This window comes from Candidatus Melainabacteria bacterium, from assembly GCA_016193285.1.
GTDB lineage: Bacteria > Cyanobacteriota > Vampirovibrionia > 2-02-FULL-35-15 > 2-02-FULL-35-15 > JACPSL01.
The window spans coordinates 39,239-62,095 of record JACPSL010000031.1 but is presented as its reverse complement, the minus strand read 5'-3'; the positions used below and the strand labels follow the sequence as shown (position 1 = coordinate 62,095).

Sequence of the window (22,857 nt, the reverse complement as noted above, 5' to 3'; positions counted from 1 at the left end):
GTCTTCAAAGATTGGGATGACATTGCAAATGCTTGTGTAAGAGCCTGGAATGCCTTTATTCATGAGCCTTTGAGAATAAGCTCTCTATGTTCTAGAGACTGGGCTAAATTAGTGTTGGCTTAATTGTCGGGATTGGTATTATTTAGCCAAGAATATAATTGCACTGCCACTTATTAATATAATTTGAAATGATTCATAAAAATCTTTCCACAGAAGGAAGAACTTAAGAGCAAGAAAATATTATTTTTTATGTAGTTTAATCAGCTTCTGTTTGTTGCAAATGATAGTCTCTACACCATAAGTAATATTCAAGTGTTGGACCGTTTGGATATTTTTTTACAGACTTAGAATAAGTATCTATAAGCTCTTGAGCAGGATTTAACTTAAAGTAAGATGAAAGAAATCGCATAGCTTCTTCTTGCGAGTTGAAGCCAGCCTGATCATAAGGCAGTACAATACTCATTCTAATTTTGTCTCCAGAATCTTTTTCAACTCTCAATGTACCTCCAACCGGATTAGGTGTAACTCCACCAGGTATTGTTGTCATTGTAATTCTCCTTTTAATTTAAATAATTCTAAAATACAATTTCCTAACATGAGGGTTTATATTAACAATAACCAGGCATGTTATAAAGTAATATTTATAACGATTTAATCTTAAAGTTAAGAATGTTAACCTAAATTACAATGGTACTTTTTCTAAGCTGCTAAATATTCTCTTACTTCTACTTGTACACCTGACTTAGCTGCTGACTCTGCTAGTTTGAGGAGCTGTGTTGTAGTCTCTTCCGAGAAAAATGCTTCACCGCAGTTTTGACAAACCTGTGCAGGGACATCTTGAAAAACAACTGTTGTACTTCCCTTAGCTAAGGTCGCTGTGGTATACCCTTCTTTAGTTTCACCATTTTTACAGATTGTACATTTCATTTTTATTTTCTCTTTTCAAATCCTGCTTGCCATAACTTTGGGTCAGGTTCATACACTGTAATTATAATCGCTTTTTTAGTTTTATTGTCAATAGTAACTACTACATGTAGTGATTTCCCATTAATAAAACCTGACATGAGATAACTTGGAAACGGTTTATCATCTAAATATTGTTCAATAACTTTTCCATTTTTCACTACCTCTGTAACATCTATTGTTGTTATTCCACGTTCATACATTCTTTGAACAGCATGTAACCTAAAGTCTATAGATGAAAAATCCATAAACTTTATTATAGCTATTGTTTTTAAAGTTAGGTTAGAACCAAAAGACGAAAAACAAATTTTCAAGTAAAGATTTTTCGTAAGCGAAAAATCGGAACGTCGTTAGGGGAGACCGTTAAAAGCGGAGCATTTCATTATGAAATGCAGAGCGCTATATAAAAACCGGGGAATCTGGGACGAAGTTCGAACTAAAATTATAAACCATAAAGGGCAGATTTATATTCCCAAGTTAGCGTTAGCTGCATAAAAAGCAGATATAATAGGCACTTATGTATATTGCATACTATGACGAAGCAGGAGATGATGGACTACCAGGTTCAACACCAATTTTTGTACTTTCCTGTTTATACGTTCACAGTTTAAACTGGAAAGACATCTATCAAAAGATTCATAATTTTAGAGTTCAGTTAAAACAGGATTTTGGGTTACCAGTCAAATTAGAGTTCCATACAAAGCAATTTTTATTAAATAAAAATCCATTCAGACAGTTTGGTATTAGTGATAATGACAGGATTTTAGCAGTTGATTTATTTTGTAAGTTTATTTCTACCCTGGACATTCAAGCTATAAATGTTGCAATAAATAAAACGATTGTGAAGTCACCAAATTATAAGGTTCTGGAAACAGCATTGAGTTATTCTGTTCAGCGAGTTGAAAATACTTTAATCCGGCAGAAGCCTGACGAAAGATTTTTAATAATTACTGATGAAGGCCGAGTTGGGGTTATGAGAGATACTACAAGAAAAATCCAGAAAATAAACTTTATACCATCAAAGTTTAATCAAGCAAGTTACAGGCAGGAAATAAAACTGCTTATAGAAGACCCTTTGCCAAAAGATTCAAGAGAATCTTACTGGATTCAGGTATCTGACTTAATGGCTTTTGTAGTTTATTCTTATATTATGCTTACAAAATTAAAAGGTAAATTACACAACAGAATGCCTGCTATTGTAGATGAAAAGAAAATTACAGAGTGGCTGGAATCAATGAAAAATATTTTAAATCTAAGTGCTTCTCAAAATGAAAAATATGGAATAGTTTATTACCCTACTAAATGAAACACCTCCTACGGCCCATTCGAGCTTTCAGAGGTTCAGTATTATTATACCCAAATGATTGTTATTGTCCAGTTAAGGTTATAAAAACTGGTAAAAATAGCTAAGACTTGCAGTAAAATGCAGTTTAATTGTTTTAACACTACTCAAAATCATGGAACTTAAAAGTTATTATACTTGCACTCCGCATTTGAAGACTTTAGCTTGTCTATCTGCACCTGTAACTTCAACTGCTGCAACTTGAATTTTATCAATGAGTTCTTCTGCGGCTTTTTTAGGTTGGCCATAAATTGAGAGGTGAGGAGGCACATATTCATAATTGCCATTACCACCTTCTTGGGTGCTAAGTAAAAATATAGCAAAGCGTTCATAGGAATCTTTAAACTTGTGAAGTCTAGCTGGCAATTCAATCTTCCCACCATTAAGTTTTCCTGCTTCACTTTGTTGTTTATCAGCATAAAATATTGCAGAACCATGACAAAGTAAATCTGCTCTTAAATCTTCCATTAATGGGAGATCAAAAGTCCAATGAACTCGTCTGTCAACTACAGAATTAAAATAATTTTCTTCTGCTAATCTATTTGCTTCTAGTGTTTGTGATTTAATTTCTTTAACCTGGGTGAGTATTTCTAAAAGAAGATTAAAGTCATAAATTACTGTTTCTGAATCTTGAAAGTTTATATGGACTTCTGCACATTCAAGTCCAACCTCACAATTGTATGCCTCAGCAATTTTATCAATTGCATCCTTGTCTTGAAATATCTTAAATTCAACTTGACCATTTGGTAAAAGAATTAATTGCATTCCTCTATATGGAGTTATGTAATCGTCATGGTTATCAGTTATCTTAGCAACACCTTTTGACTCTAGTTCTTTTTTCATTACAGGAAGTATTTCTTGCCTTAATTTTGTTAGTAATCTTCTTTGCGCTAGAAGTCTTCCTTTAGCCTCTAAAGCAGAAGCCGGTAAAAACTCATAACCGGAAGATTCACTAGCTAGTTCTGTCAGTGTAGGAGCAATACTAGGCCGCGTCCTTACGGATGAAACATAATCTGATATTGCAGCTACTGCGTGGTTATAATCAGGTAATATTACTCCACCTTGAAAAATTCTTTTTTCAATACCCTGTATTTGCATATGTTTTTAAATTACTTTATGTTTTCTTAAGTTGTTCAGGTAGTATAGGTTTAATATCTACACTTTTATATTCAACAACGTTTACACCCGTAAGTTCTTGATATACTCCTAAAACTAATTCTTCAGGCTCCATTGGTATTTGACTCATCATTAGAAAACCTCTCAAATTCATGGGTTCTCCGCTTTCAATACCTTTTGGTAACTTTTTAGATATTGCTAAACCAATTGCATCTAAAAGTTCCTCAGGAGTGCTTGATTCTACATTAATATTACTTTGTCTAACTTCATCTGCAATTCCTTTCACAAGCTTAATCGTTATATCTCTGAAAGGAGTATATAAATCAAGGTCAAAAACCATAGGAGAAAAATAAGTGGCTGGGTCTCTAAAGTCATGCCATGGTATAGGAGTTTCACGTTCTTCTTTTACAGGAGCTGGTTTGTGGGCAACAGGTTTAGAAAAATCTATTCCACGGGATGCACAAAATTCATATGCTTCTTTAATTGGGTCTCTTACATTTATGCCTTGCCTTTGAATTACACTTCTTATGAGAGGTACTAATTGAGTTCCTCTATCTGTGACATCTACTCTTAGAGAATTAGACATTTTTAAATACTCCTTATTTTAAAATAATTTTGAAAATATGATTTGTTGAACGGCTTTCAATCCTAACATACATAATATAAATGCAATCAGCTAAAAGTTTAAGAAATGCTTGACAAAGCCCTTAAATACTTAGTTTTAAGGCTCAAGATGATTGAAATAATATTCATAATGATTTAATATTTAGGTTAAGAAATTAACCAAAAATTACAATGACAAACGTAAAAAATGAAAATCTTGGCAAAATTATTGATGTTTCAAGATTTACTTATGAACAAAAACTATTCCTTTTAAGAACCCTTTACGCAAAGCTAATAAGAATACTGGAAACATTTTTTAGTGGTTGCTTTGGATTTAGAAATGAAACACTGTCAGAGACTGAGAAAGAAGCGGCTTTGATACCGCTTCGTACCAGTTGGCGGGACATCGTGGATCGTGTTAGAACTAAAATTATAGAATATAAGGAGTATTTGCATATTCCTGAGTTGGCTTGTGCCGCATAATCTTATAATTTATTTTACCCCACCAGGCATTGCACTATTTATTTTAAATGTATGGATTGCACAAAGCCATAGAACTTGAAATAAACTAACTTATATCTTTTGCAAAGAAAAAACAAATGCACCTACCCCTGGGTGGTATTGGGTTTTGGGCTCGGCTACGCCTCGCCCTGATGGTCTAACAACTTTCTGAAATTTTTGGTTTTCAATACAACACTACAACAATATGCTTGAATAATATGCTTGTAGTTAGTAATTATTTAAGTCATCTTGGAATACAGAGCATGGATTATTGCTATGGTGATGGGATTCTAAACTGTTGAGTTGCAAAGTTGTATTAATTTGATTTAAAAAATCAACATCTCTTTTAATATCTTCCAAACTAACAGAAGTTAAAAAGTCTTTGTCCTTTAGACTTTGTAAATTACTTTGTATTTGCACACTTGTAATTAAAGCAGATTGCCTGAGAACTGCATCATAAGCATCAGTTGCATTATGGGCATATAATGGCATTGCATTAGTTTGTACTAATGCAATAATACAAGCTGATATAAATATATTCTTCATACTGATATTATACTCACTTTGGTTTTGACTTTTGCTTTTGCAATCTGCTATCAGGGAAAATAAAGCAATTCTTATTTTTACCAATTTGCCTGTTGTGCCATCTATCTTATCCCCAATCCTTAATTTAACTTAAATCCTAACAAAATTCATTTAATAAGCCAATTTAGACCACCTTTATAATTTCTTTATTTTTACATTAAATAAATTTAATGTATTTTTTTTTTGCATTTGCTAATATAGAAATATAAATGTATTCAGATAAATATTTAAGAAGGAGATAAAAAATGATTACAAATTCTATTGGTTCTGGTGGAAATGCTGATAGACCACTACTTGATAAATCCAAACTTTTTAGTTTGAAAGCAGCTATTTCAGAGAGATTTGGTGTTGAAGTCCCTTCTGATGATGTTATTGAAAGAGAAGTTTCAATTGCAAACAGTGCAAAAAGAGCTGGTTTAGAACCAGCTTCATTTGATTATACTCAGTATTTAAGAGCAGCACGCTTGGAAGTAGTTAGTGATTTGCAAAGAGACCCTATTAAATTTTGGATTGAAATAGATGCTAGCAAAGAAAGAGAAAAAGTCCTTACTTTGCCAGCTGGTTGTCAATTGAAAGATGGCTTTGATGAGAACTACTATGAAGCAAGATATTCAGGAAAAGAAGGTGATACAACTAAATTAAAAATAACACCTCAAGTTGGCACTGTTCATGGTAATTTTGAAACAGGTGGTAGATTAGTAGGTTCTGAAGCACCAAGAATATTTGACATTACAAAAAATGGTAATCATGCTTATCTTTATCTGCATACTAAAATTACCAATCAGGGGTAGCTCAAGCACTTAATATAAAATAAAAACATATAGTGAGTTATATTTTTCTCAGTAGTCTTCTCCAATCTTTCAGGCACTACCAATTCCACTAAATTGAAAATCTATAAGTTCTTATTTACCACCCCTGCATCTCTTTAATTACTTCATCTTGAGTTGTCATCAAATACCCCTGCGTAGTCTTTAAATCAGCATGTCCTAAAGCAAGTGAAATAATATTTAGTGGTTTGCCAGCGTTAGCCGCTACTGTTGCAAAAGTTCTTCTTAGACCATGTGCATTGTTTTGACAAATGCTTTATTATTGCTTGATGCTCGGGGCAATAACAAAAAGCCTATGGAATCTAATAATTGAGTGTTGGGCGATTAGTTGAAAAATTACTGGTATTATTAATGTAAAAATAAAATTAACACTACATAAAACATATTACTATGAAATATAAAAAAGAAGTTACTGCTACTGGGACAAAACATTCTATAGAGTTGAGTGAGAGATTAATATGTCGCGAAGTGCAAGATTATGAGACCTCTAAACAGCTAAAAGAAGCATATAGGATTGGTAACTTGACAGCCTATAAAGATGGATTAATAGCGTCTCAGAGTTCAGTTGTAAAACTCACTCCACAACTTAAAAGATTACACGGATATTTTATAAGTAAATATGATAAAGCAGTTCAAGAAAAAGAGATAAAGGGTGTAGCTAAGACAAAGGGCAAAGATAAAAAAATAGCATATAAATTATGCTCACGGCTAAATAAAATATTAACTGAAACCGCTGGTACTGATAAAAAAGAAAAATTCATACACTGCAACAATAAGACTTGGACATTCAAAAATAAATCTATCTTAATGTCAGAAGATTAACTTCAGAAAATTGAGTTCAAAAAAAGTTCAAAATTTCTATAATAAAGTTAGATGTTATTGTGTGGTGTTTAAACCATGGTATTTGTAGGCTTTTGCTTGTTTTATAGTCTTATTTCTAATTTACAAAGAGTTCTCTAAAAGTTCAAATTTGAACTACTTATGAACTTTCCAATGACAAAATTAACTCCAAAAAGAAAATTGACATGGAAAATAATATTAAAGCAAAAAATTTTATAACTACCGATTTACCAATAGTTTCTACTCTTATTTATTTTGGATTTCAGCCTCAAGAGATAAACAAATCAAATCCTAAAAAAGTCCAGTTTTCATTTTGCGAGAGTGAAAACCTAGCAAAAGTAATTAACGCATATTTTTCAGATACGTTGGAAGTTAATCCACGGACTTTTTTTGATCAATTGAAATTATTAAAAACCAGAATTTTTACAGGACAATGATATGCATCTTTCAGAAACAGACATTGATAACTATCTAGGGCTACTACAAGCGAGAGGAAAAAGTGTTACGCGAGAAGTCGCCAGGAATGAGCTTTCAAAACTTGTGCAGATCACAGCAATCATCTTGAAAAGTAGCAGTGGGCAAGATTTGCAAGGGGTTGGGGAAAGTAAAAATGAAAATTAATTCAAAGGAGTAAAAAATATGGCAAACACAGACGGCCAAGATTTACTTGGTAGGCTAGATGTTCACGCTTTTTATAAGTACTTTGGGCTAGAGCTAAGAAACTCAAACACTTCTTTTAAGTGCATATTGCCTGGCCATGAGGACAATAATCCAAGTCTCTCTATCCGTACCGCAGATGGAGTTTATAACTGTTTTGCTTGTGGCCGCAGAGGTGATCCTATTGAGTTTTGGAAAGAGATGAAAGGTGTTCCGTTTAAAACAGCTATACAAGAAATTGCTGATCTATTTCACATCAAAATAAAAAAGCAATATAAAAAAGAAAAGACATGGACAGTTAAACCACTTAGGCTTGTTGATGCTGATTTAAAGAGAGGGGCAATTGCTGAATGGTTTGAAAAGAAAAATATTACAAAACCAGAATATATTATTAAAAAATATCCAATTAAATATTGTGAGGAAAATGAAGCTCTTGCAATTCAAATCGGCAAGAGATGGAAATTAAAAGCTCTTGATGATAGAGGTGATAGATGGGATATAAACTCAGAAGAAATTATTAACCCACAGTATCTGGAACTTGATCCGCCTTGCGGGCAAAAGAAATTATTATTACTTGAAGGCTTTACTAATCTTTGGGCTCTTGATTGTGTTGCAACTGATGAATTTAGAAAAGAGTTTTATGTAGTTATTAGTGTGCATGGAGTAAATAGCACACACAAAATCAATTCACCAAGTTTCAATTTTGGATTGTTTGATGATGTTTATTTATTGTTTGACAGTGATCAAGCTGGCAAAGATGAAATGGAATTAATACAACAAGAATATCCTGATGCTAATGGGATTGTTTTAGATCAACAAGAATTAAGAGATTGGCTGAAAGATAACACCTTTCAAACTTTATATGACTTACTCACCAAAACTAGATCATTTAATAAAAGAGTGAATGAAGCCGCTTGGAGTTATTTGAGAAATCCAAACATGATTGATGAATTGCTTGAGGACTTTAGTAAGTTAGGAATTGTAGGTGAGAAAGATAACCTTGTCAGGCTTTATCTTGCTTGCATAAGTTACAAACAAGAAAGCTGTCTCGGAGTGATTCTTAAAGGGGCAAGTAGTTCAGGTAAAACTAAACTTGTAAAAACTGTAACAAACCTAATGCCAGATGGAGTAGTCCATTCTGTTACTTCTCAAAGTGAGCAAGCACTTAATTACTGGACAGACATTTCTCACAAAATAATTATAATAACAGAAGAAAGGCCGCCTGATGATAAGTTTTGGGAAATTGCTAGTGCTTGGCGGCAATTAGTTGAAGATGATGAAGTTACTAGAATGATTGTTGATTCAAATGAGAAAGACCTGACAAAGAAATTAAAGAAGTTAAAAGTAAAAGGGCCAATTGTTTATATCTCTACAACAACTCAATCAAAGCTACATGAGGAAAATGAAAACAGGCTTTTAATTTTTAATACTGATGATAGCCCTGATCATGTTAGAAATATTGTTAATCAAGTTCTTGCTTGTGAAGAAATGGATGAAGAAGAAAGAAAGTTTTTAATTGCCAAACATAGAAAAGCTGTTGAACTTCTTGAGCCAATTAAATATAAAAATATTAAAATCCCTTTCAACAAAGAAATAACTTTCCACAGTCGAAACCCAGAAGCAAGTAGAGATGTTAAGAAGTTTTTAAAACTATTAAGGATTGTTGGGTATCTATATCAGTACCAACTTGGTACTGCTTGGCAATCGGGTAGGAGTACCAAGCAAATCTCTGAGAATCCACAAGAATTGACGGCTAATTCTTCTTGTTATTCCTCACCCACCGCAGGGATAAGCATAAATTTATTAGTAGATCATTATGATCTTGTAATCAAATATTTCAAAGATTATTTTGATGCTAATGCAAGTGATATTTCAAAGGATTTACAAAATAAATGGAATCAAATTTATCAATTCTCTGGAGATGACAATATTTTTACTGTAGATGACGCTATGAAAAAATGGGGATTGAAAGATAAAAGGACAAGGCAACTAATTAAAGAATTGCTGGCAAGTAATATGATTACTCAAGTTCCAAAGGATGATGAAATGTTTGATAAGAAACAAGCCAAAAAGGCTCAATATCGCTGTGTAGCATGGGATTTAAAAGGGGCGGGATTAAATTCAATTGCTGATACAGAATCTTCAAATGAAAAAACAAATTCACCACCACCCCAAGAAGAAGCAAGGAGTACCAAGGAGAATCTCGCCTCAAATCCTGCACAGGATAGTTCATCATCTTGTTACTCCACCCCTACTACCAAGTTGGAAAATGAGTACCAAGATGATGATGAGCCGCCAACTGATCCCCTTGAAAGGTTTAAATGGGAAAAAGTAAGAGAGTTAAAGAAATGGATAGAGTAGAAATATTATGAAATCTCAATATTATATTAGAGCTATATCATTTAAAGATAGATGTATTAGCTTTTCCAAAGCACTTATGCCAATTATTGAAGCTGATGAAGAATATTATATTAATATCCCCTTTAAAGGGCTTCCAATTAGCTGGGATAAAGGAGAAACAAAGTTTAATGTTTTAAACAATGCTAATGCAAAATATTTAAAACTTTCTCAAACCTTTAAAGAAAAGAGATTTTTCAAAGTAAAAGTTATAAAGAATCAAGAGCTATTAAAAGATGAAACACCAACTGATCCCTAATGATTCAGGCATTTTTCATGCTTAGACCATTGCTTTAGCACTCTCCTGGAAAGATAAATGCAATTCAATAATACAAAAATACACCCATATCCCAAACTAGAAACAGAAAGTTGCTTGAAGCTCTCCCTCTTTGGCTTGGACAAAAACACAATCAGTCATGCAAGCATAGGCACAATTACTTGGTCATCTCTCATGGGCTTCAAGCTCACCATTGGATTTTGTGTGCTGTTAGGAGATAAATCTGCTTTTTATATTATTTACCCAAACTCAGACATTATGTATGAAATCCCTTTAACAACTACTAAATGCAATTATGGTGGTAAAAGATATTGGTTTGTTTGCCCTTTATGCAAAAATCGCTTTGGTGTGCTGTATAAGGCATCCCACAGTAATTACTTTGCTTGTAGATATTGCCATAATCTCACATACAAATCTTGTAAATTAAGCGGACATAATAAAAAATATGGCAACTACATGCCAGCATTTCAACTAATGGAAGAATGGAATAGCATAAAGCGGTTTTTCTACAAAGGGGAATTTACCAAGAGATATAAGAAATTTCTTGAGAAATGTGAAAAGACAAAATCAGCTATGGCTAGTAATATTGAAAGATTAAGAAAGGAGCTTAGCTATAGCAAAAGCTCTAGGAATAGGCCGACTGGCCTGTCCTACAAAATCTCATGAACAGTAGGCTAGGCCATTTTACTGTATCGGGAACAATGGGAATGAAACTTGTGTGAGAATAATGGATGATGAAAATATGTACACAAAAGATGGGAAGGAGTTGATTACTCTTAAGGAAGCTGAAAGGCTTGGACTTGCAAAAGCAGACACACTTAAGGCTCGCATTTTAAATAAAACATTGAATGGGATAAAAAGAGGCAAGACTTGGTTTGTGGTGAAAGAAGATGTTAGAAAACAATCAAAAAATTAGATACATTCTCTATGCTAGAAAATCTACTGAGGGTGAAGATAAGCAAGTGCAATCTATTGATGATCAAATTGAAAAGCTCAAGCAACTTGCATCTAAGAACAACTTAAAAATAGTAGAGATATTAGAGGAATCCAAATCGGCTAAAACAGCAAACAACAGGCCAGTCTTTAATAAAATGATAGAGAAAATTGAAGCTGGCGAAGCCGATGGAATTCTTTGCTGGCAAAACAACAGAATTGCAAGGAACATGGAAGAGGGGGGAAGAGTAATCAACCTCTTACAAAATGGAATAATTAAATCAATAAGGACTTATGAAAAAGAACATTTACCCGAGGATAATGTATTATTTTTATGTTTTGAAATGGGAGTTGCAAACCAATTTAGCGTAGATTTAAGTAAGAATGTCAAAAGAGGGCTTGAAAGCAAACTAAAAAAAGGTTGGGCCCCAAACCAAGCACCAATTGGCTATTTAAACAGTAAGATAAAAGAAAGAGGTGAAAATGACATTCTTCCTGATCCAGATCGCTTTGACTTAGTTAGAAAAATGTGGGATTTAATGCTTACAGGAATTTATAATCCAGAACAAATAAGGAATATTGCAAACAAAGAGTGGGGCTTTAGAACAAAGAAAACTAAAAGATTTGGTGGTAATGAGCTTTCAAGAAGCGTGATCTACAAGATGTTTACCAATCCTTTTTTTGCACAAATTATCGAATACAAAGGAAAGCAATATAATGGTGTTCATAAAAAGATGGTTACCCTTGAAGAATTTGATGCTGTACAGTTCATGTTGGGTAGAAAAGGCAAACCAAGGACAAAGACAAGAAATTTTGCTTTTACTGCTGGAAATATCAGATGTGGAGAGTGCAGTTGCTTTGTAACTGCTGAAACAAAAACCAAACTTGTAAAAAGGACTGGCAAATTGAAGGATTACACTTACTATCGCTGTACCCACCAGAAAAAGGGCTACAAATGTACTCAAAAGGCAATAACAGTTGAAGATTTAGAAGCACAAATTATGAGAGAAATTTGTAAGTTTACAATTCTTCCTGAGTTTAGAGACCTTGCATTAGAAATAATAAACAAAGAAAATGCACAAGAAACTCACACAAGACAAAACATATTTGAAATGCAGGCTAAAGCATTAGTAGATACTCAAAACCAAATAGATAAACTTTTTGATATGAAATTAAAAGAGCAGATCACGGATGAAGAATACAATCCAAAGCGTACCGCCCTGGTGAATGAAAAAAAACAACTTGAACAAAAACTAAAAGAAACTAGCGAAAGAGCTGATAGCTGGCAAAAAAAACTAGGGAAGGCTTTTGACTTTGCTAGAGATGCCCGAGATGCTTTTCTAAAAGGGGGTATTGCTACTAAAAAGGAAATCTTTGTAGCCTTAGGCTCGAACTTTTTATTAAAGGACAGTAAACTCAGCCTGGAAGGCTGTTCCTGGCTAGAGCCAATAATAAAAGACTATCCTGCTATTGAAACAGATTTACTAAGATTAGAACTGCGTGAGATGCTCACCATTACTGATCAAAAGGCCATTTTAGATGAATTAAATCTCAGAACTCGGGCCTTGAGGGACTCGAACCCCCAACCATCTGGTTCGAAGCCAGGTACTCTATCCAATTGAGCTAAAGGCCCATAAAAAAACACAAAGCACAGGATTATAAAATTAATATTAATTTGTAGAAATCTCACAAACCATTGTGTATATAATTATTTTAATACGTACATGTTTAAAAATACTTTATTAATAATTTTTATATCAATGATTCTTGGCTTACCATCTTATGCTAGTCCTGGCTGTTCTACAAGAATACTAAAAAAAATTTGTGACGTTTGTGAAGAGCGCGCATTAAGCAAGTTAAACACTGATTCCGTATGTCCGGTTTGTCCAGAAGTTAATTGCCCACAAGTATCATATGCTTGTATAAAAACAGATACATTTGTACCTTTATTAAAAGAGAGTTACACACTAAGTGCAACTTTAGACAATGATGGTTTACTGCTCAAATTAAATTTTAAAAAGAATGAAGACAGTCCTACTACTTTAAAATATGATGTAAGAAGTCAAAACTTTCGAACACTAGTCAGTAATGCAATTGCTTTTATATTTTATGATCTTATAAATTTTAATGTACCACTACAACTTAAGGATAGTCTTTTTTCGTACAACTGCCTTGGGGTAATTAATAACACTTCAACAATATCTGGTCTCTGTTCAACTTTAGCAAATGACGAAAATAACCAGCCTAAATACTATGGTTTCCAATTTACAGCAATCCCTAATGACTCGCCGATTAAATAAAGAAAGACTCGAAAGCTGGACCCAAGGAGACTCGAACTCCTGACCTCCTGGATGCAAACCAGGCGCTCTACCAACTGAGCTATGAGCCCTTTCAGAAAATCAGTGGTCAGGAATCAGAGAATTAGAAAAGATTCAAGGTTTTATTATATCTTATTTGAACAATTCTCTAAATTCTTTAATTTGATTTATGTCATCTTCAAGTTCAGGTGCAAATATAAGACATGTTTTTACAACGTTTTCTTGACTTAGAGCTTTTACTAAACCTGAAACCTGAGAAAGTTCTTTTACTTTACCATTTTTTTGTTTTATAAAAATTGCTTTATCAGTTGTCTTACTTAAAGCCTTATAAGGTTCATAAGGTGTAGAAGCAGAATGTTCTATCCCTACGTAATAATTTGGATCAAAGTTTTTTGCTTTAGCGATTTTTTTAACTTTTTCCAGAATTTCATTTTTCCTTTCCTTAGAAACTTTGCGTCGGAACTCTAACGACTTAAATAATTTTCTTGTGATAAAAGAGTTTGATAATGTGCTCAAAATTTTGTCTCCTGAATTTCCCTCTGACCATTTTTGTATGCTTGAAATTAATAAGTAATCATCTATCTCTATAAAAGAATCTATATTTATTTTTTCAATTGGCAAATTATCAATGTTTAACCAATCTCGTAGAGGAGAGGTAACTTTTCCTCTACGACAGGCCCTTTGAATAATTTTTTTTAATAAAAAATCGCAAGCTAGGTTTTTTTTATGCTGATACACTTGTTTGTACATTGAATATCTTGCATGTAAATAATGAATCACAGCATCCAAGCCAATACTTTCATTTATAACAATTTTATCTTTGTCAACTTCTAGCGATGAGATTATCCTATCTGAACCTGTAAGTCCGTACGGAACACCTACATAATAAGAATCTCGAAGGAGATAATCTAACCTGTCACAATCTATATAACTTGAAATAATCTGGCTTAAGTAAGTTTTTGTTTCTTTATGCCTTAAAAGTTTAGTGATTTTTCTTGGTAAATTTTTACCGTGCTTTTTAAGTATTGAATTAACTTCTGAATTACTTAAAACAATTTTTTCTGTCCAGTCTTCATGATTAAATTTTGTAAACTTTTCTGATGTATGACTAAAAGGACCATGACCAATATCATGTAGTAGTGCTGATATCAAGATTTCTTTTTTATGTGAATGTATTTCTGGAAAACTTTTTGACAAGTGATTTAACATTTGTCTTGCAATATATAAAGTTCCTAAACTATGACCAAACCTAGTATGTTCTGCACCATGAAAAGTAAACCAGCCTAATCCCATTTGTTTGATTCTTCTAAGTCTTTGAAATTCCTTGCTGTCTATAATCTTTGCAAGTAGTTTGTCAGTTGAATCATTTAGGTTTAGTTCAATAGGCCCATGAATTGGATCAAGATATGTTCTTTGTTTATAGGTTTTATTACCAGCCATTTTGAGAGTTTATTGTAGCTTGTAAATGTTCTATGAATGTTGTGGGTTGATTGGTATAGGACCTGATTTTCCTTTTTCTTGATCTTGATATTGTTGATCTTGCTTAGGAGCTTCTTTTATTCCTAAACGCTCTTTAATAAATGAACAACCATGACAACCGTACAGTGTAAACGTTAAAGCTATTAATATTAAAACAATTTTTCTCATAGCGATTATATTTTAGCTCGTAGTCCTTTCTTATACAAGAGATCTACATACTTTTGCTTGTTATATTCAGCTATTAAGGTTTCTAAAACTTGCTTACTTTTAGTATCAACAATTAAAACTATCCCGCTAAACCTTTGAGCTTTGTAAATATCTTCAAGTCCTACTAACTTAGCTATTTTTCTTGAATTGTAAATTGAAAATGGATTAGATAAATCATATCTTAAAAATGCTATGCTTGGATTATTAGAAAAATCAGATTCTAACTCTTTTATTATTGGTTCAATATTTTTACAACTTTCACACCTATCGTGGTAAACATTTAAAACAATTATTTTTGAGTTCTGGACTTTTGTAACTATTTTTTGAATTTCTTCTTGTGTTAATTGTTGAATTGAGCAACCTGATAAAAACAAGATCAAAAGCAAGGAAATAAAAGATTTCATAGTATAATTATAATACTGGTAAACAAAATGAATGATTTCTTTAATAGCTTTGAAAATTTAGTCTCAAGCTTTATACGATCAAGTGCAGGACTTCCTTTACCAATGCTTGTTGCTTTAGCTTTTTTAGGAGGGCTTGCAAGCAGTTTAACACCATGTGTTCTTCCTATGATTCCATTGTATTTAACTTATATTGGCATTACAAAAATTGAATCAAAAATAGATGCACTAAAAAAGTCAAGTTTATTTTGTCTTGGAGCAGCTTTTATATTTAGCCTTATGGGTCTGTTTGCTTCTTTTGCTAGTTTTGTTTTAATAGAGTATAGAGGTTATGTGCATGTTGCAATTGGAATATTTGTTTTAGTTATGGCACTTTTAGTTCTTAGAGTAATAAATTTCCCTTTACCTCAATTTATAACTTCTGTACCAGCAGGCGGACCAATTATTGTTGGTATGGCATTTTCACTAGTAAGCTCACCATGTGCTAGTCCGATTTTATTTGCAATCTTAGCTTTAGCAAGTTCAGCAGGATCAACTTTTACTAGCACACTAATAATGATTGCTTACTCTGTTGGATATACAGGACTAATCTTTGTAACCAGCTTATTTACAGGTATTTTAAAACAATTAGATTATTTTAAGAAACATAGTAAGTTTATTGAAATAACTTGTACGATTATTCTTACTGTCATTGGAGTGTTTTACTTATACTCAGGTATAAAGTGGTTTATAGGATAATTTTTTATGTTGTTTTTTTAACTAAGTGTGAAAGCGGCTCACCATAGTCAAGAAGAAGTCGTGTGATAATCTTTTTACTTTCTTCTCTACTTGTTAGCGTAGCTAGATCATTGAGTACCTTACTAACAGCAGCTTTAAGTCTTGTACGGAATTCAGCAGCACTGCCTTGAAGGAAATTTTCTTTTGTTATTTTTCCCCTTCTAAAAAGTTCTAATCTATCAGAGATAGCATTGTCTAATGCATATAGTGAGTTACAATATGGACTTGTTTCATCGTTTATATCTAATCCATATTGTTTTAATTGTTCAAAAAGACTTCGTGACTTTTCTTCTTGATACTCAGCAAGTACAAGGTTTGTATCTCTAATAGGTTTATGTTCTTCTATTTCATCGAAATTAAAACCCCCTGTTCCTGAAGTTGCTTTTGGAGTTACTTTCTGACCTGTTGGTGTTATCTTATCTACCATAATTTTCTCCTTTGAAATTATCTATATGCTATCACAATGATTGTAAGAAAATCGTTAAAGAATTACTTGTCCCCTTGGGTCTATTTCTCTTCTTAATATTTCTAGTTCTTTTTGAGTTGGATTGCTTGTTGTTGGCACAGACTGGCAGTCTCTACATGCAACCTTTAATTTAAATGATGATTTGTTTTGCACATCTTCTAATGTGAGACCTGGATGAATACTTTCTATTTGCATTTCTTTTGTATCTTTGTTAAATCCAAGTACACAATAATCAGTGATTACTTTTAATGGCCCAGTGTTTGGAGGAAGCCCTGCTTTTTCCCTTGCACCAGCTCCAGTTAAGTATCCTGGGGTGGTAAGAAAATCTAACTTTTCAACAAACTTATGTTTATCCATTTTTATAATTATTATTGTATTCCAACAAAGTGATGCAAGATCATTAGCTCCACCACTTCCAGGTAATCTTACTTTTGGTTTATTGTAGTCACTGCCTATAATAGTTGAGTTTAAATTTCCAAAGCGATCTATTTGTGCTCCACCTAAAAATGCATAGTCCACTAGTCCCCTAGCACAACCTTCCATAATTTCTGGCATGCTTGTAGCTAAAAGACTTTTATAATGTGTTCTTGAATCACCAACAGACATTGGGAGAGCAGGTAATAGTGGTGCAACTCCACCTGCTTCAAACATAAGTAAAAGATTTGGTGCATGATTTTTTTGAGCAAGCATAGCTGCAAGCACAGGAAGTCCAGTACCAACTACAACAATCTTACCATCTTCAAGAAATCTAGAGGCAGTGCAGATCATAAACTCGGTCATGTTTGAGGACTTAGAAGCGTTAGCAGATTGCTTCGTTGCTTCGCTCCTCGCAATGACGTGAATATTATTTATTGGTTGCTCAATTAATTCAATGCTTCTTAATTCTGCCAGTCTTTTTTCTCCACCACATTTTTCTAAATATTCTTCCCAGTCTTTTACATCATAAATATATTTATTTAAAAATTCTTTTAACTTGTTTGAATCTTTTTCAGCTTCTATCCATTCATTTAAATGATCCAGATCAAAATAATATTTCCCAGGCATGTTTCCTGGATAAGAACCATAAGGTACATGTACAACAGCATCTACACAGTAGTAAGGAATAATTGTTCTTTCGGATTCTTGTCTTATTTTTTCTGTTGAAATTATTTCTTCTGTTGTAATTATTACTTTTTTTGATGCTCTAGTTACATCATAATCAGAAACTGTTATTCCATCAATTTGTGAGTTTCCAAATTCATCTGCTCTATGTACATGAATAATTGCTATATCCGGAGAGCATGCTGGTACAAGTGCATATATTTCTCCTGTAAACGGACACTTATATTCAATTGCACAGCTATGTTTTATTGTGTCAGTTCCAAGCATTGATCGAACTGGTAAAAATGATAAACCCATACTAGTTGCTTTATATCGCCATGCCAAGGTTGCATTTGTCCATTCAGTAACTTTTACTTTTCCTTCTTGAAATATTCTTCTATAGTTTGGTGAAAGTCCTAAAAGTTCTATTCCTACAACATAAGCTGCATCTATTTTGTTAATGCATCCCCCACTAGCAAGTATTTGGCCATCATGTGTTGCTGTATGACCTGCGAGTGTAAGATTTTTTTTCTTTTGGCGAACTATTTCATGAAGTGCAGCTGCTGGAATTCTATCCATTCCAAAACCACCAATTCCAAGATAATCACCATTGTTAACATGTTTTTTAATTGCAGTTTTTAGATCAGTTAGTTTACTGATCATTGCTTTGTTTTTTTTATGATTTATTTCACGAAGATCATTTGGTGATGTAAATCCTAAAAGTTCTTTTTCTTGTTTTATTTGGATCTGGGAACTCATTAAACTTTTACTGTGCTGCTTGTAGAATCTTTAATAAAACGTACTAAGTTTTGCCCAAAAGTTTTAAGAGCAGGAGATGTATCATATTCATCTATTTTTACATCCAGTAAAGTAAAGGTGTCCTTTACATCTTTTGCTATTTGTAATGCACCTCTGAAGTCACCAACAGTTTTTACTGATACACCTTTACCACCCATAATTTCTGCCATTTTTGCATAGTCCATAGTAGGTATATCATGCCTTTGTGCAGTAGCTGGCGGCTCACAATAACGAAGAGTTGCATAAATAGAATTGTCAAAAAGTATAATGATGGGGTTTAGTTTTAGCTTTGCAATTGTAATTAATTCCATTCCTGTCATTTGAAATGCACCATCTCCTACCATTACAATTGGCCGCCTTGATGAGTCAGCTATTTGAGCCCCAATAGCTCCAGGAATTGAAAAGCCCATACTAAGGTAATAAGCAGGAGATAGAAAGGTGGTTGCTCCTTTCATTTGTAATTCTTGCCCTGCAAATAAACAATCTCCAACATCACAAATTACTCTGTAACCTTTATCAATAAATTCATTTAGAATGGTCATTAATGCTTTAACTGTTATCATGTCATTGTCTTGTCCTGTAGGATAGTTTGGAATTTTTATCCTTGGAAAGCTAAAGTTATGAGTTCTTATATCTTTTCTTGCAAGCAATCCTTTCATAAAAAGGTCTAAGCTAATTTGAGGGTAAAAATGTTTTTTTACCTTTAAGCCTTCAATATTAGCTGCTACAGCATCATCCGGGGAAAACTTTGCAGTAAACATTCCAAGATTTACATCACTTAAAATAACTCCAATCATTAAACGAAAATCTGAATTATGAATATACTCAGCAACTTTTTGATTACTTAAGCCACCAAAATAAACTCCCATGGAGAGCGGGTGTTCTTCTGGGAAAATTGATTTACCAAGAATTGTAGATGCAACAGGTATATTTACTCTCTCAGCAAAAGTAATTAATTCTTTTTGTAATCCAATTCTAGCTAGTTCTGCATCTGCAATTATTACAGGATTTTTTGAATTGTTTAGCATGATTATAATTTCATCTAATGCTTCATCAAGTGCAGCTAAATCCTCAGGGATTTTTGGAGTACGTAAAGGTGGCTCTTCTATGATTTCAATTTCACCCATGTCTCTTGGGATTTCAATATAAACAGGAAGCTTCAGTGTAACTGCCATATCTAATGCTCGATCAATTTCTCTACCAGCAGTTAATGGATTGTCTACAATAATGCTTTGTGCTGTAATTTCATTCATTACTCTTTGATGTGTTTCGTAAGTTCTTACTTTATGGTGCAAGTGAGTATATTTTCTTCTTTCATTTATACCAGGACCTCCACTAATAATTACAACAGGAGATCTTTCAGCATAAGCTTGACCAACTGCATTTACAATATTTAAAGTTCCTACACCATAACTTACTAAAGCAGCACCTAGTCCACGTATTCTTGAATATGCATCAACTGCATAACCAACACAAGGTTCATGAGTCATGGGTATTGATTTAAGTGGACTTTTTTCCAAGGAATGAAAATGTACGTGAACTGATTCACCAGATATTCCAAACACATGGTCAACACCATATGATTTAAGTCTGTTATATAAGAAGTCTAATAATTTAGGCATAGTTACACCTCTTCAAGTTCAGCTTTATCATATCTTTCTGTCTTGTGCCATTTACCTTTTGTTCTGCTGAATAATATTTTTCTTGTTGTAATTAAAACAACCGTTGGCATAAGAGTAAGAAAATAAATATTAGTTTCTAAGGCTCTTTTAATACTTGTCCTCCAAGAAAATTTTCTATAGATTTTTATACCAAAAATTAAATTTACCCATGTAATTATCCACACAGCAAGAGATATTAACATTAAACTTGTCAAATGAGTTTCTTGCTCTTTTAAGTACCTGATTACTTCTGAAATAATATCTAAAAAGATCCAGATTGGAATTGCAAACTGAGAGAGGAAAACAAATGCATCAAATTGTTGCATTATGGAAAATCCCTTAGTTAGAGTAAACATCTTTAAAAGATTTGATAAGCATCTTCTTAAACTTCCTTCAACCCATCTTAGCCTTTGTAAAAGTAATGCACGGAATTTAATTGGTGCTTGTTCTAAGGTAATTGCTTCAGGGCAAAATCTAATTTGCCAGCCATTTACTGTAAGCCTTGTTGATAGCTCAAGATCTTCTGTAAGTGCTTCTTCATCCCAATGACCAATTTTATCTAAAACATTTCGTTTAATAATAAAACCATTTCCTCTTAGCTCAACATTCCCATGAATTTCATCCCTTCCACATTGGAAATAATTATCAAGGCAGTATTCATTTTCCTGTAGTTTGGTTAAATAGTTAACGTTTGGATTTGAAACTCTTTTTTGTGACTGAACTGCGGCTACAGAATTATCTTCCAATAAATAGGGAACCACTTTTAAGAGGAAATCTGATTCTACTTTTGCATCAGCATCAAAAACAGCAATTAACTCTTCACTTGAATGATTAAATACATAGTTTAATGATGCGGCTTTACCTCTGCATAAACTATTTTTGGTTCTATGTATAACCTTTATCTTATTAGGAAATCTCAAAAAATATTTGTCTAAAATTTCTTTTGTAGAATCTGTAGAATGATCATTTATTAAATAAATTAAATAGTTTGGATAGTTTAAAGCTAATAAATTCTCTATGGTATCTGCAATTACTTTTTCCTCATTATGAATTGAAACAAAAATATCAACATTTGGATAGCATCTGGCTTGTAGTAGTTTACTTGATTTCTTTTTTCTATTTTGAGCTATAGCAAGAGAGACAGTATGAATAACCATGCATATTACAAGAACAAGGATTGCATAAAGAGCAAGTGGTTTTGGCAAGTATGATAATGCTTTGTCTGGAAGTAATTCTTCTACAAGTTTTATAAATGCCCACGTTCCAATAATTATGCTGGCTAAAAGTATACGATTATATAACATTTACCTTCCTTCTTTAATATTTGCTAAATCATCACCAGCTAAAATGGTAACATCTGCTTCTGGTGGACCCAGATTTCCTATTAACAACTCCCCACGATTGCCAATATCATTTTTAATTTGTAACGCTACGTCAGAATTAGCTTTTTGAGCATATATTTTAGTAAATTTTACATAACTTTCATAGTCTTGAGCTTGAAGGACTGTATAGCCATATTCTCTTAATATATTTGTTAGTTTAGTAGCTAACCTGCGATTCTTACGAGAACCATTAAAAATGGAAATCTTTATGTCTTTTGGATTCTTCCTTAAGAAATTAAAATTATTTTCTTTATCATAAAAAAGTTGTTTAATAACTCTATCGATTTCTTTTGGGTTAGGTATCCAGTAACTAATCTGATTATGCTGACCAAACTCTCCTGGTAATAAGACAATATTTTGTTTAGATGGAGATACATTTCTTACAAAGTTAGCAATTCTAATAATATCCTTTGGTTTTAAATCAGTAAGAATTGTTTGTTTGTAAATTGAGGTAAGCTCTGGAAGTTTAGTAAAGATTACAGGGTCTAACAGCTTGTCAAAAACAGCTCTCATAAATGCTTGTTGTCTTTGAATTCTTCCAATATCACCTAAATTATCATGTCTGAAACGTAAGTATCCAACAACTTGTTCACCGTTTAGCACCCGTTTACCAGGAAATAAATTAATGTAAAGCTTTGCAGCATGATCCTCATAAAACATTCTTTGAGGAACATCTATTTTTATTCCTCCAATTTCATCAATGATTTGACTTAGCCCTTGAACATTTATAACCACATAATGATGAATTGGTGTTCTTAAGAGTCTTTCTAAATATTTTTTAGTGAACCTAGGGCCACCAATTGAGTTTAAATAATTTATTTTTTCAACACCATGTCCTGGAATTTTAATTCTTGTATCTCTTGGGATATTTAAAATATTTAAAGTGTTTTTAAATGGATTACAACTTATAAGAAATATAGTATCTGAACGACCCTTCCATAAAAGTGCTTGGTCAAATTTAAAATTCTTTGCTTCCCCTGGAAAAATTTCATCACACCCTAAAATTAGAATGTTTTGTCTTTTGTTTAAACTTATTACTCTCAGATCTTGTGGTACCAAGGAAGGACTGTAAATATTTAGTGAAACAATTGTTAAGAAAAGCCCTATGAAGAATAAAACTACATAAAACAAAGTAGATCTTTTGCTTGCTTTATCTTCGTTATCTTTGTATAAAATTTTTGGATATCTTTGAAAATTCACAAGATTTAAAATTTACAAGCTGGAACTAAATAATCTAGCATAACATC

General features: G+C 32.8%; 27 protein-coding genes, 2 tRNA genes and 2 pseudogenes. 13 read left to right on the top strand and 18 right to left on the bottom strand.

Annotation, left to right across the window (positions count from 1 at the left end; translation table 11 throughout):
* Positions 1 to 256: 256 nt before the first annotated feature.
* From HYY52_06825 to HYY52_06815, 3 genes are all read right to left on the bottom strand, one after another.
* A complete protein-coding gene (locus HYY52_06825) occupies positions 257 to 547 on the bottom strand; it encodes a hypothetical protein (GenBank protein MBI2996399.1) in 291 nt (96 codons plus the stop codon).
* A gap of 152 nt (positions 548 to 699) precedes the next feature.
* Positions 700 to 927 carry a type II toxin-antitoxin system MqsA family antitoxin gene (locus HYY52_06820; protein MBI2996398.1) on the bottom strand — a complete coding sequence of 76 codons (228 nt, stop codon included), beginning with the start codon at positions 925 to 927 and terminating at the stop codon, positions 700 to 702.
* A gap of 2 nt (positions 928 to 929) precedes the next feature.
* Complete coding sequence (locus HYY52_06815; protein ID MBI2996397.1) at positions 930 to 1,211, bottom strand: DUF4258 domain-containing protein; 282 nt, start codon at positions 1,209 to 1,211, stop codon at positions 930 to 932.
* Between the two features lie 269 nt (positions 1,212 to 1,480).
* Between HYY52_06815 and HYY52_06810 the strand changes: the two genes are divergently transcribed.
* The gene (locus HYY52_06810; GenBank protein ID MBI2996396.1) at positions 1,481 to 2,269 is read left to right on the top strand and encodes a DUF3800 domain-containing protein; all 789 of its coding nucleotides are present in this window, start codon (positions 1,481 to 1,483) and stop codon (positions 2,267 to 2,269) included.
* A gap of 168 nt (positions 2,270 to 2,437) precedes the next feature.
* On the opposite strand, the gene HYY52_06805 is transcribed toward HYY52_06810, so the two are convergent.
* The gene (locus HYY52_06805) at positions 2,438 to 3,403 is read right to left on the bottom strand and encodes a hypothetical protein (GenBank protein MBI2996395.1); all 966 of its coding nucleotides are present in this window, start codon (positions 3,401 to 3,403) and stop codon (positions 2,438 to 2,440) included.
* A 16-nt stretch (positions 3,404 to 3,419) separates the two neighbouring features.
* On the bottom strand, positions 3,420 to 4,007 hold the full coding sequence (locus HYY52_06800; protein MBI2996394.1) for a hypothetical protein: 588 nt from the start codon (positions 4,005 to 4,007) through the stop codon (positions 3,420 to 3,422).
* A 209-nt stretch (positions 4,008 to 4,216) separates the two neighbouring features.
* On the opposite strand from HYY52_06800, the gene HYY52_06795 reads away from it, so the two are divergent.
* The gene (locus HYY52_06795; protein ID MBI2996393.1) at positions 4,217 to 4,507 is read left to right on the top strand and encodes a hypothetical protein; all 291 of its coding nucleotides are present in this window, start codon (positions 4,217 to 4,219) and stop codon (positions 4,505 to 4,507) included.
* A gap of 246 nt (positions 4,508 to 4,753) precedes the next feature.
* Here the strand turns inward: HYY52_06795 and HYY52_06790 are convergent, their stop codons facing one another.
* Positions 4,754 to 5,071: a hypothetical protein gene (locus tag HYY52_06790; protein MBI2996392.1), complete on the bottom strand. Its 318-nt coding sequence runs from the start codon at positions 5,069 to 5,071 to the stop codon at positions 4,754 to 4,756.
* 284 nt (positions 5,072 to 5,355) lie between these two features.
* On the opposite strand from HYY52_06790, the gene HYY52_06785 reads away from it, so the two are divergent.
* Positions 5,356 to 5,901: a hypothetical protein gene (locus HYY52_06785; protein ID MBI2996391.1), complete on the top strand. Its 546-nt coding sequence runs from the start codon at positions 5,356 to 5,358 to the stop codon at positions 5,899 to 5,901.
* Positions 5,902 to 6,016: 115 nt separating this feature from the next.
* On the opposite strand, the gene HYY52_06780 is transcribed toward HYY52_06785, so the two are convergent.
* Positions 6,017 to 6,190 carry a tyrosine-type recombinase/integrase gene (locus HYY52_06780; GenBank protein ID MBI2996390.1) on the bottom strand — a complete coding sequence of 58 codons (174 nt, stop codon included), beginning with the start codon at positions 6,188 to 6,190 and terminating at the stop codon, positions 6,017 to 6,019.
* Positions 6,191 to 6,327: 137 nt separating this feature from the next.
* Here HYY52_06780 and HYY52_06775 point away from each other — a divergent pair, with 137 nt between their 5' ends.
* The 8 genes and pseudogenes from HYY52_06775 to HYY52_06740 all read left to right on the top strand — a co-directional run bounded on the left by HYY52_06775 (position 6,328) and on the right by HYY52_06740 (position 12,054).
* Positions 6,328 to 6,759, top strand: a complete 432-nt coding sequence (locus HYY52_06775) for a hypothetical protein (protein MBI2996389.1) — start codon at positions 6,328 to 6,330, stop codon at positions 6,757 to 6,759.
* A 203-nt stretch (positions 6,760 to 6,962) separates the two neighbouring features.
* On the top strand, positions 6,963 to 7,214 hold the full coding sequence (locus HYY52_06770; protein MBI2996388.1) for a hypothetical protein: 252 nt from the start codon (positions 6,963 to 6,965) through the stop codon (positions 7,212 to 7,214).
* Between the two features lies 1 nt (position 7,215).
* The gene (locus tag HYY52_06765) at positions 7,216 to 7,398 is read left to right on the top strand and encodes a hypothetical protein (protein ID MBI2996387.1); all 183 of its coding nucleotides are present in this window, start codon (positions 7,216 to 7,218) and stop codon (positions 7,396 to 7,398) included.
* A gap of 18 nt (positions 7,399 to 7,416) precedes the next feature.
* Positions 7,417 to 9,795 (top strand): hypothetical protein, encoded by a 2,379-nt coding sequence (locus HYY52_06760; protein MBI2996386.1) that lies wholly within the window; start codon positions 7,417 to 7,419, stop codon positions 9,793 to 9,795.
* Between the two features lie 7 nt (positions 9,796 to 9,802).
* On the top strand, positions 9,803 to 10,090 hold the full coding sequence (locus HYY52_06755; GenBank protein ID MBI2996385.1) for a hypothetical protein: 288 nt from the start codon (positions 9,803 to 9,805) through the stop codon (positions 10,088 to 10,090).
* 57 nt (positions 10,091 to 10,147) lie between these two features.
* Positions 10,148 to 10,774, top strand: a complete 627-nt coding sequence (locus tag HYY52_06750; GenBank protein MBI2996384.1) for a hypothetical protein — start codon at positions 10,148 to 10,150, stop codon at positions 10,772 to 10,774.
* A gap of 76 nt (positions 10,775 to 10,850) precedes the next feature.
* The gene (locus tag HYY52_06745) at positions 10,851 to 11,024 is read left to right on the top strand and encodes a hypothetical protein (GenBank protein ID MBI2996383.1); all 174 of its coding nucleotides are present in this window, start codon (positions 10,851 to 10,853) and stop codon (positions 11,022 to 11,024) included.
* A 361-nt stretch (positions 11,025 to 11,385) separates the two neighbouring features.
* Positions 11,386 to 12,054: pseudogene (locus tag HYY52_06740) on the top strand (recombinase zinc beta ribbon domain-containing protein).
* Between the two features lie 546 nt (positions 12,055 to 12,600).
* Here the strand turns inward: HYY52_06740 and HYY52_06735 are convergent.
* Positions 12,601 to 12,674 (bottom strand) — tRNA-Arg (locus tag HYY52_06735).
* Positions 12,675 to 12,765: 91 nt separating this feature from the next.
* On the opposite strand from HYY52_06735, the gene HYY52_06730 reads away from it, so the two are divergent.
* The gene (locus HYY52_06730) at positions 12,766 to 13,341 is read left to right on the top strand and encodes a hypothetical protein (protein MBI2996382.1); all 576 of its coding nucleotides are present in this window, start codon (positions 12,766 to 12,768) and stop codon (positions 13,339 to 13,341) included.
* A 16-nt stretch (positions 13,342 to 13,357) separates the two neighbouring features.
* Here the strand turns inward: HYY52_06730 and HYY52_06725 are convergent.
* The 4 genes from HYY52_06725 to HYY52_06710 form a co-directional block, all read right to left on the bottom strand.
* Positions 13,358 to 13,430: transfer RNA gene (locus tag HYY52_06725), tRNA-Ala, on the bottom strand.
* Between the two features lie 61 nt (positions 13,431 to 13,491).
* Complete coding sequence (locus tag HYY52_06720; protein MBI2996381.1) at positions 13,492 to 14,799, bottom strand: HD domain-containing protein; 1,308 nt, start codon at positions 14,797 to 14,799, stop codon at positions 13,492 to 13,494.
* A 30-nt stretch (positions 14,800 to 14,829) separates the two neighbouring features.
* Complete coding sequence (locus HYY52_06715; protein MBI2996380.1) at positions 14,830 to 15,006, bottom strand: hypothetical protein; 177 nt, start codon at positions 15,004 to 15,006, stop codon at positions 14,830 to 14,832.
* Positions 15,007 to 15,011: 5 nt separating this feature from the next.
* Positions 15,012 to 15,449, bottom strand: coding sequence for a hypothetical protein (locus HYY52_06710; protein ID MBI2996379.1), 438 nt, complete (start codon positions 15,447 to 15,449; stop codon positions 15,012 to 15,014).
* A 27-nt stretch (positions 15,450 to 15,476) separates the two neighbouring features.
* On the opposite strand from HYY52_06710, the gene HYY52_06705 reads away from it, so the two are divergent.
* The gene (locus HYY52_06705) at positions 15,477 to 16,184 is read left to right on the top strand and encodes a sulfite exporter TauE/SafE family protein (protein ID MBI2996378.1); all 708 of its coding nucleotides are present in this window, start codon (positions 15,477 to 15,479) and stop codon (positions 16,182 to 16,184) included.
* Between the two features lie 4 nt (positions 16,185 to 16,188).
* Here HYY52_06705 and HYY52_06700 read toward each other — a convergent pair whose 3' ends face one another.
* The 6 genes and pseudogenes from HYY52_06700 to HYY52_06675 form a co-directional block, all read right to left on the bottom strand.
* On the bottom strand, positions 16,189 to 16,650 hold the full coding sequence (locus HYY52_06700) for a hypothetical protein (protein ID MBI2996377.1): 462 nt from the start codon (positions 16,648 to 16,650) through the stop codon (positions 16,189 to 16,191).
* A 54-nt stretch (positions 16,651 to 16,704) separates the two neighbouring features.
* Positions 16,705 to 17,469: a 3-oxoacid CoA-transferase gene (locus HYY52_06695; GenBank protein MBI2996376.1), complete on the bottom strand. Its 765-nt coding sequence runs from the start codon at positions 17,467 to 17,469 to the stop codon at positions 16,705 to 16,707.
* 81 nt (positions 17,470 to 17,550) lie between these two features.
* A pseudogene (locus HYY52_06690) lies at positions 17,551 to 18,528 on the bottom strand (CoA transferase subunit A).
* Positions 18,528 to 20,189 (bottom strand): thiamine pyrophosphate-binding protein, encoded by a 1,662-nt coding sequence (locus HYY52_06685; protein ID MBI2996375.1) that lies wholly within the window; start codon positions 20,187 to 20,189, stop codon positions 18,528 to 18,530. The pseudogene HYY52_06690 and the gene HYY52_06685 overlap by 1 nt, the downstream one beginning before the upstream one ends.
* Positions 20,190 to 20,191: 2 nt before the next feature.
* Complete coding sequence (locus HYY52_06680) at positions 20,192 to 21,532, bottom strand: glycosyltransferase family 2 protein (GenBank protein MBI2996374.1); 1,341 nt, start codon at positions 21,530 to 21,532, stop codon at positions 20,192 to 20,194.
* Positions 21,533 to 22,810, bottom strand: a complete 1,278-nt coding sequence (locus HYY52_06675; GenBank protein ID MBI2996373.1) for an LCP family protein — start codon at positions 22,808 to 22,810, stop codon at positions 21,533 to 21,535.
* Positions 22,811 to 22,857 lie beyond the last annotated feature (47 nt).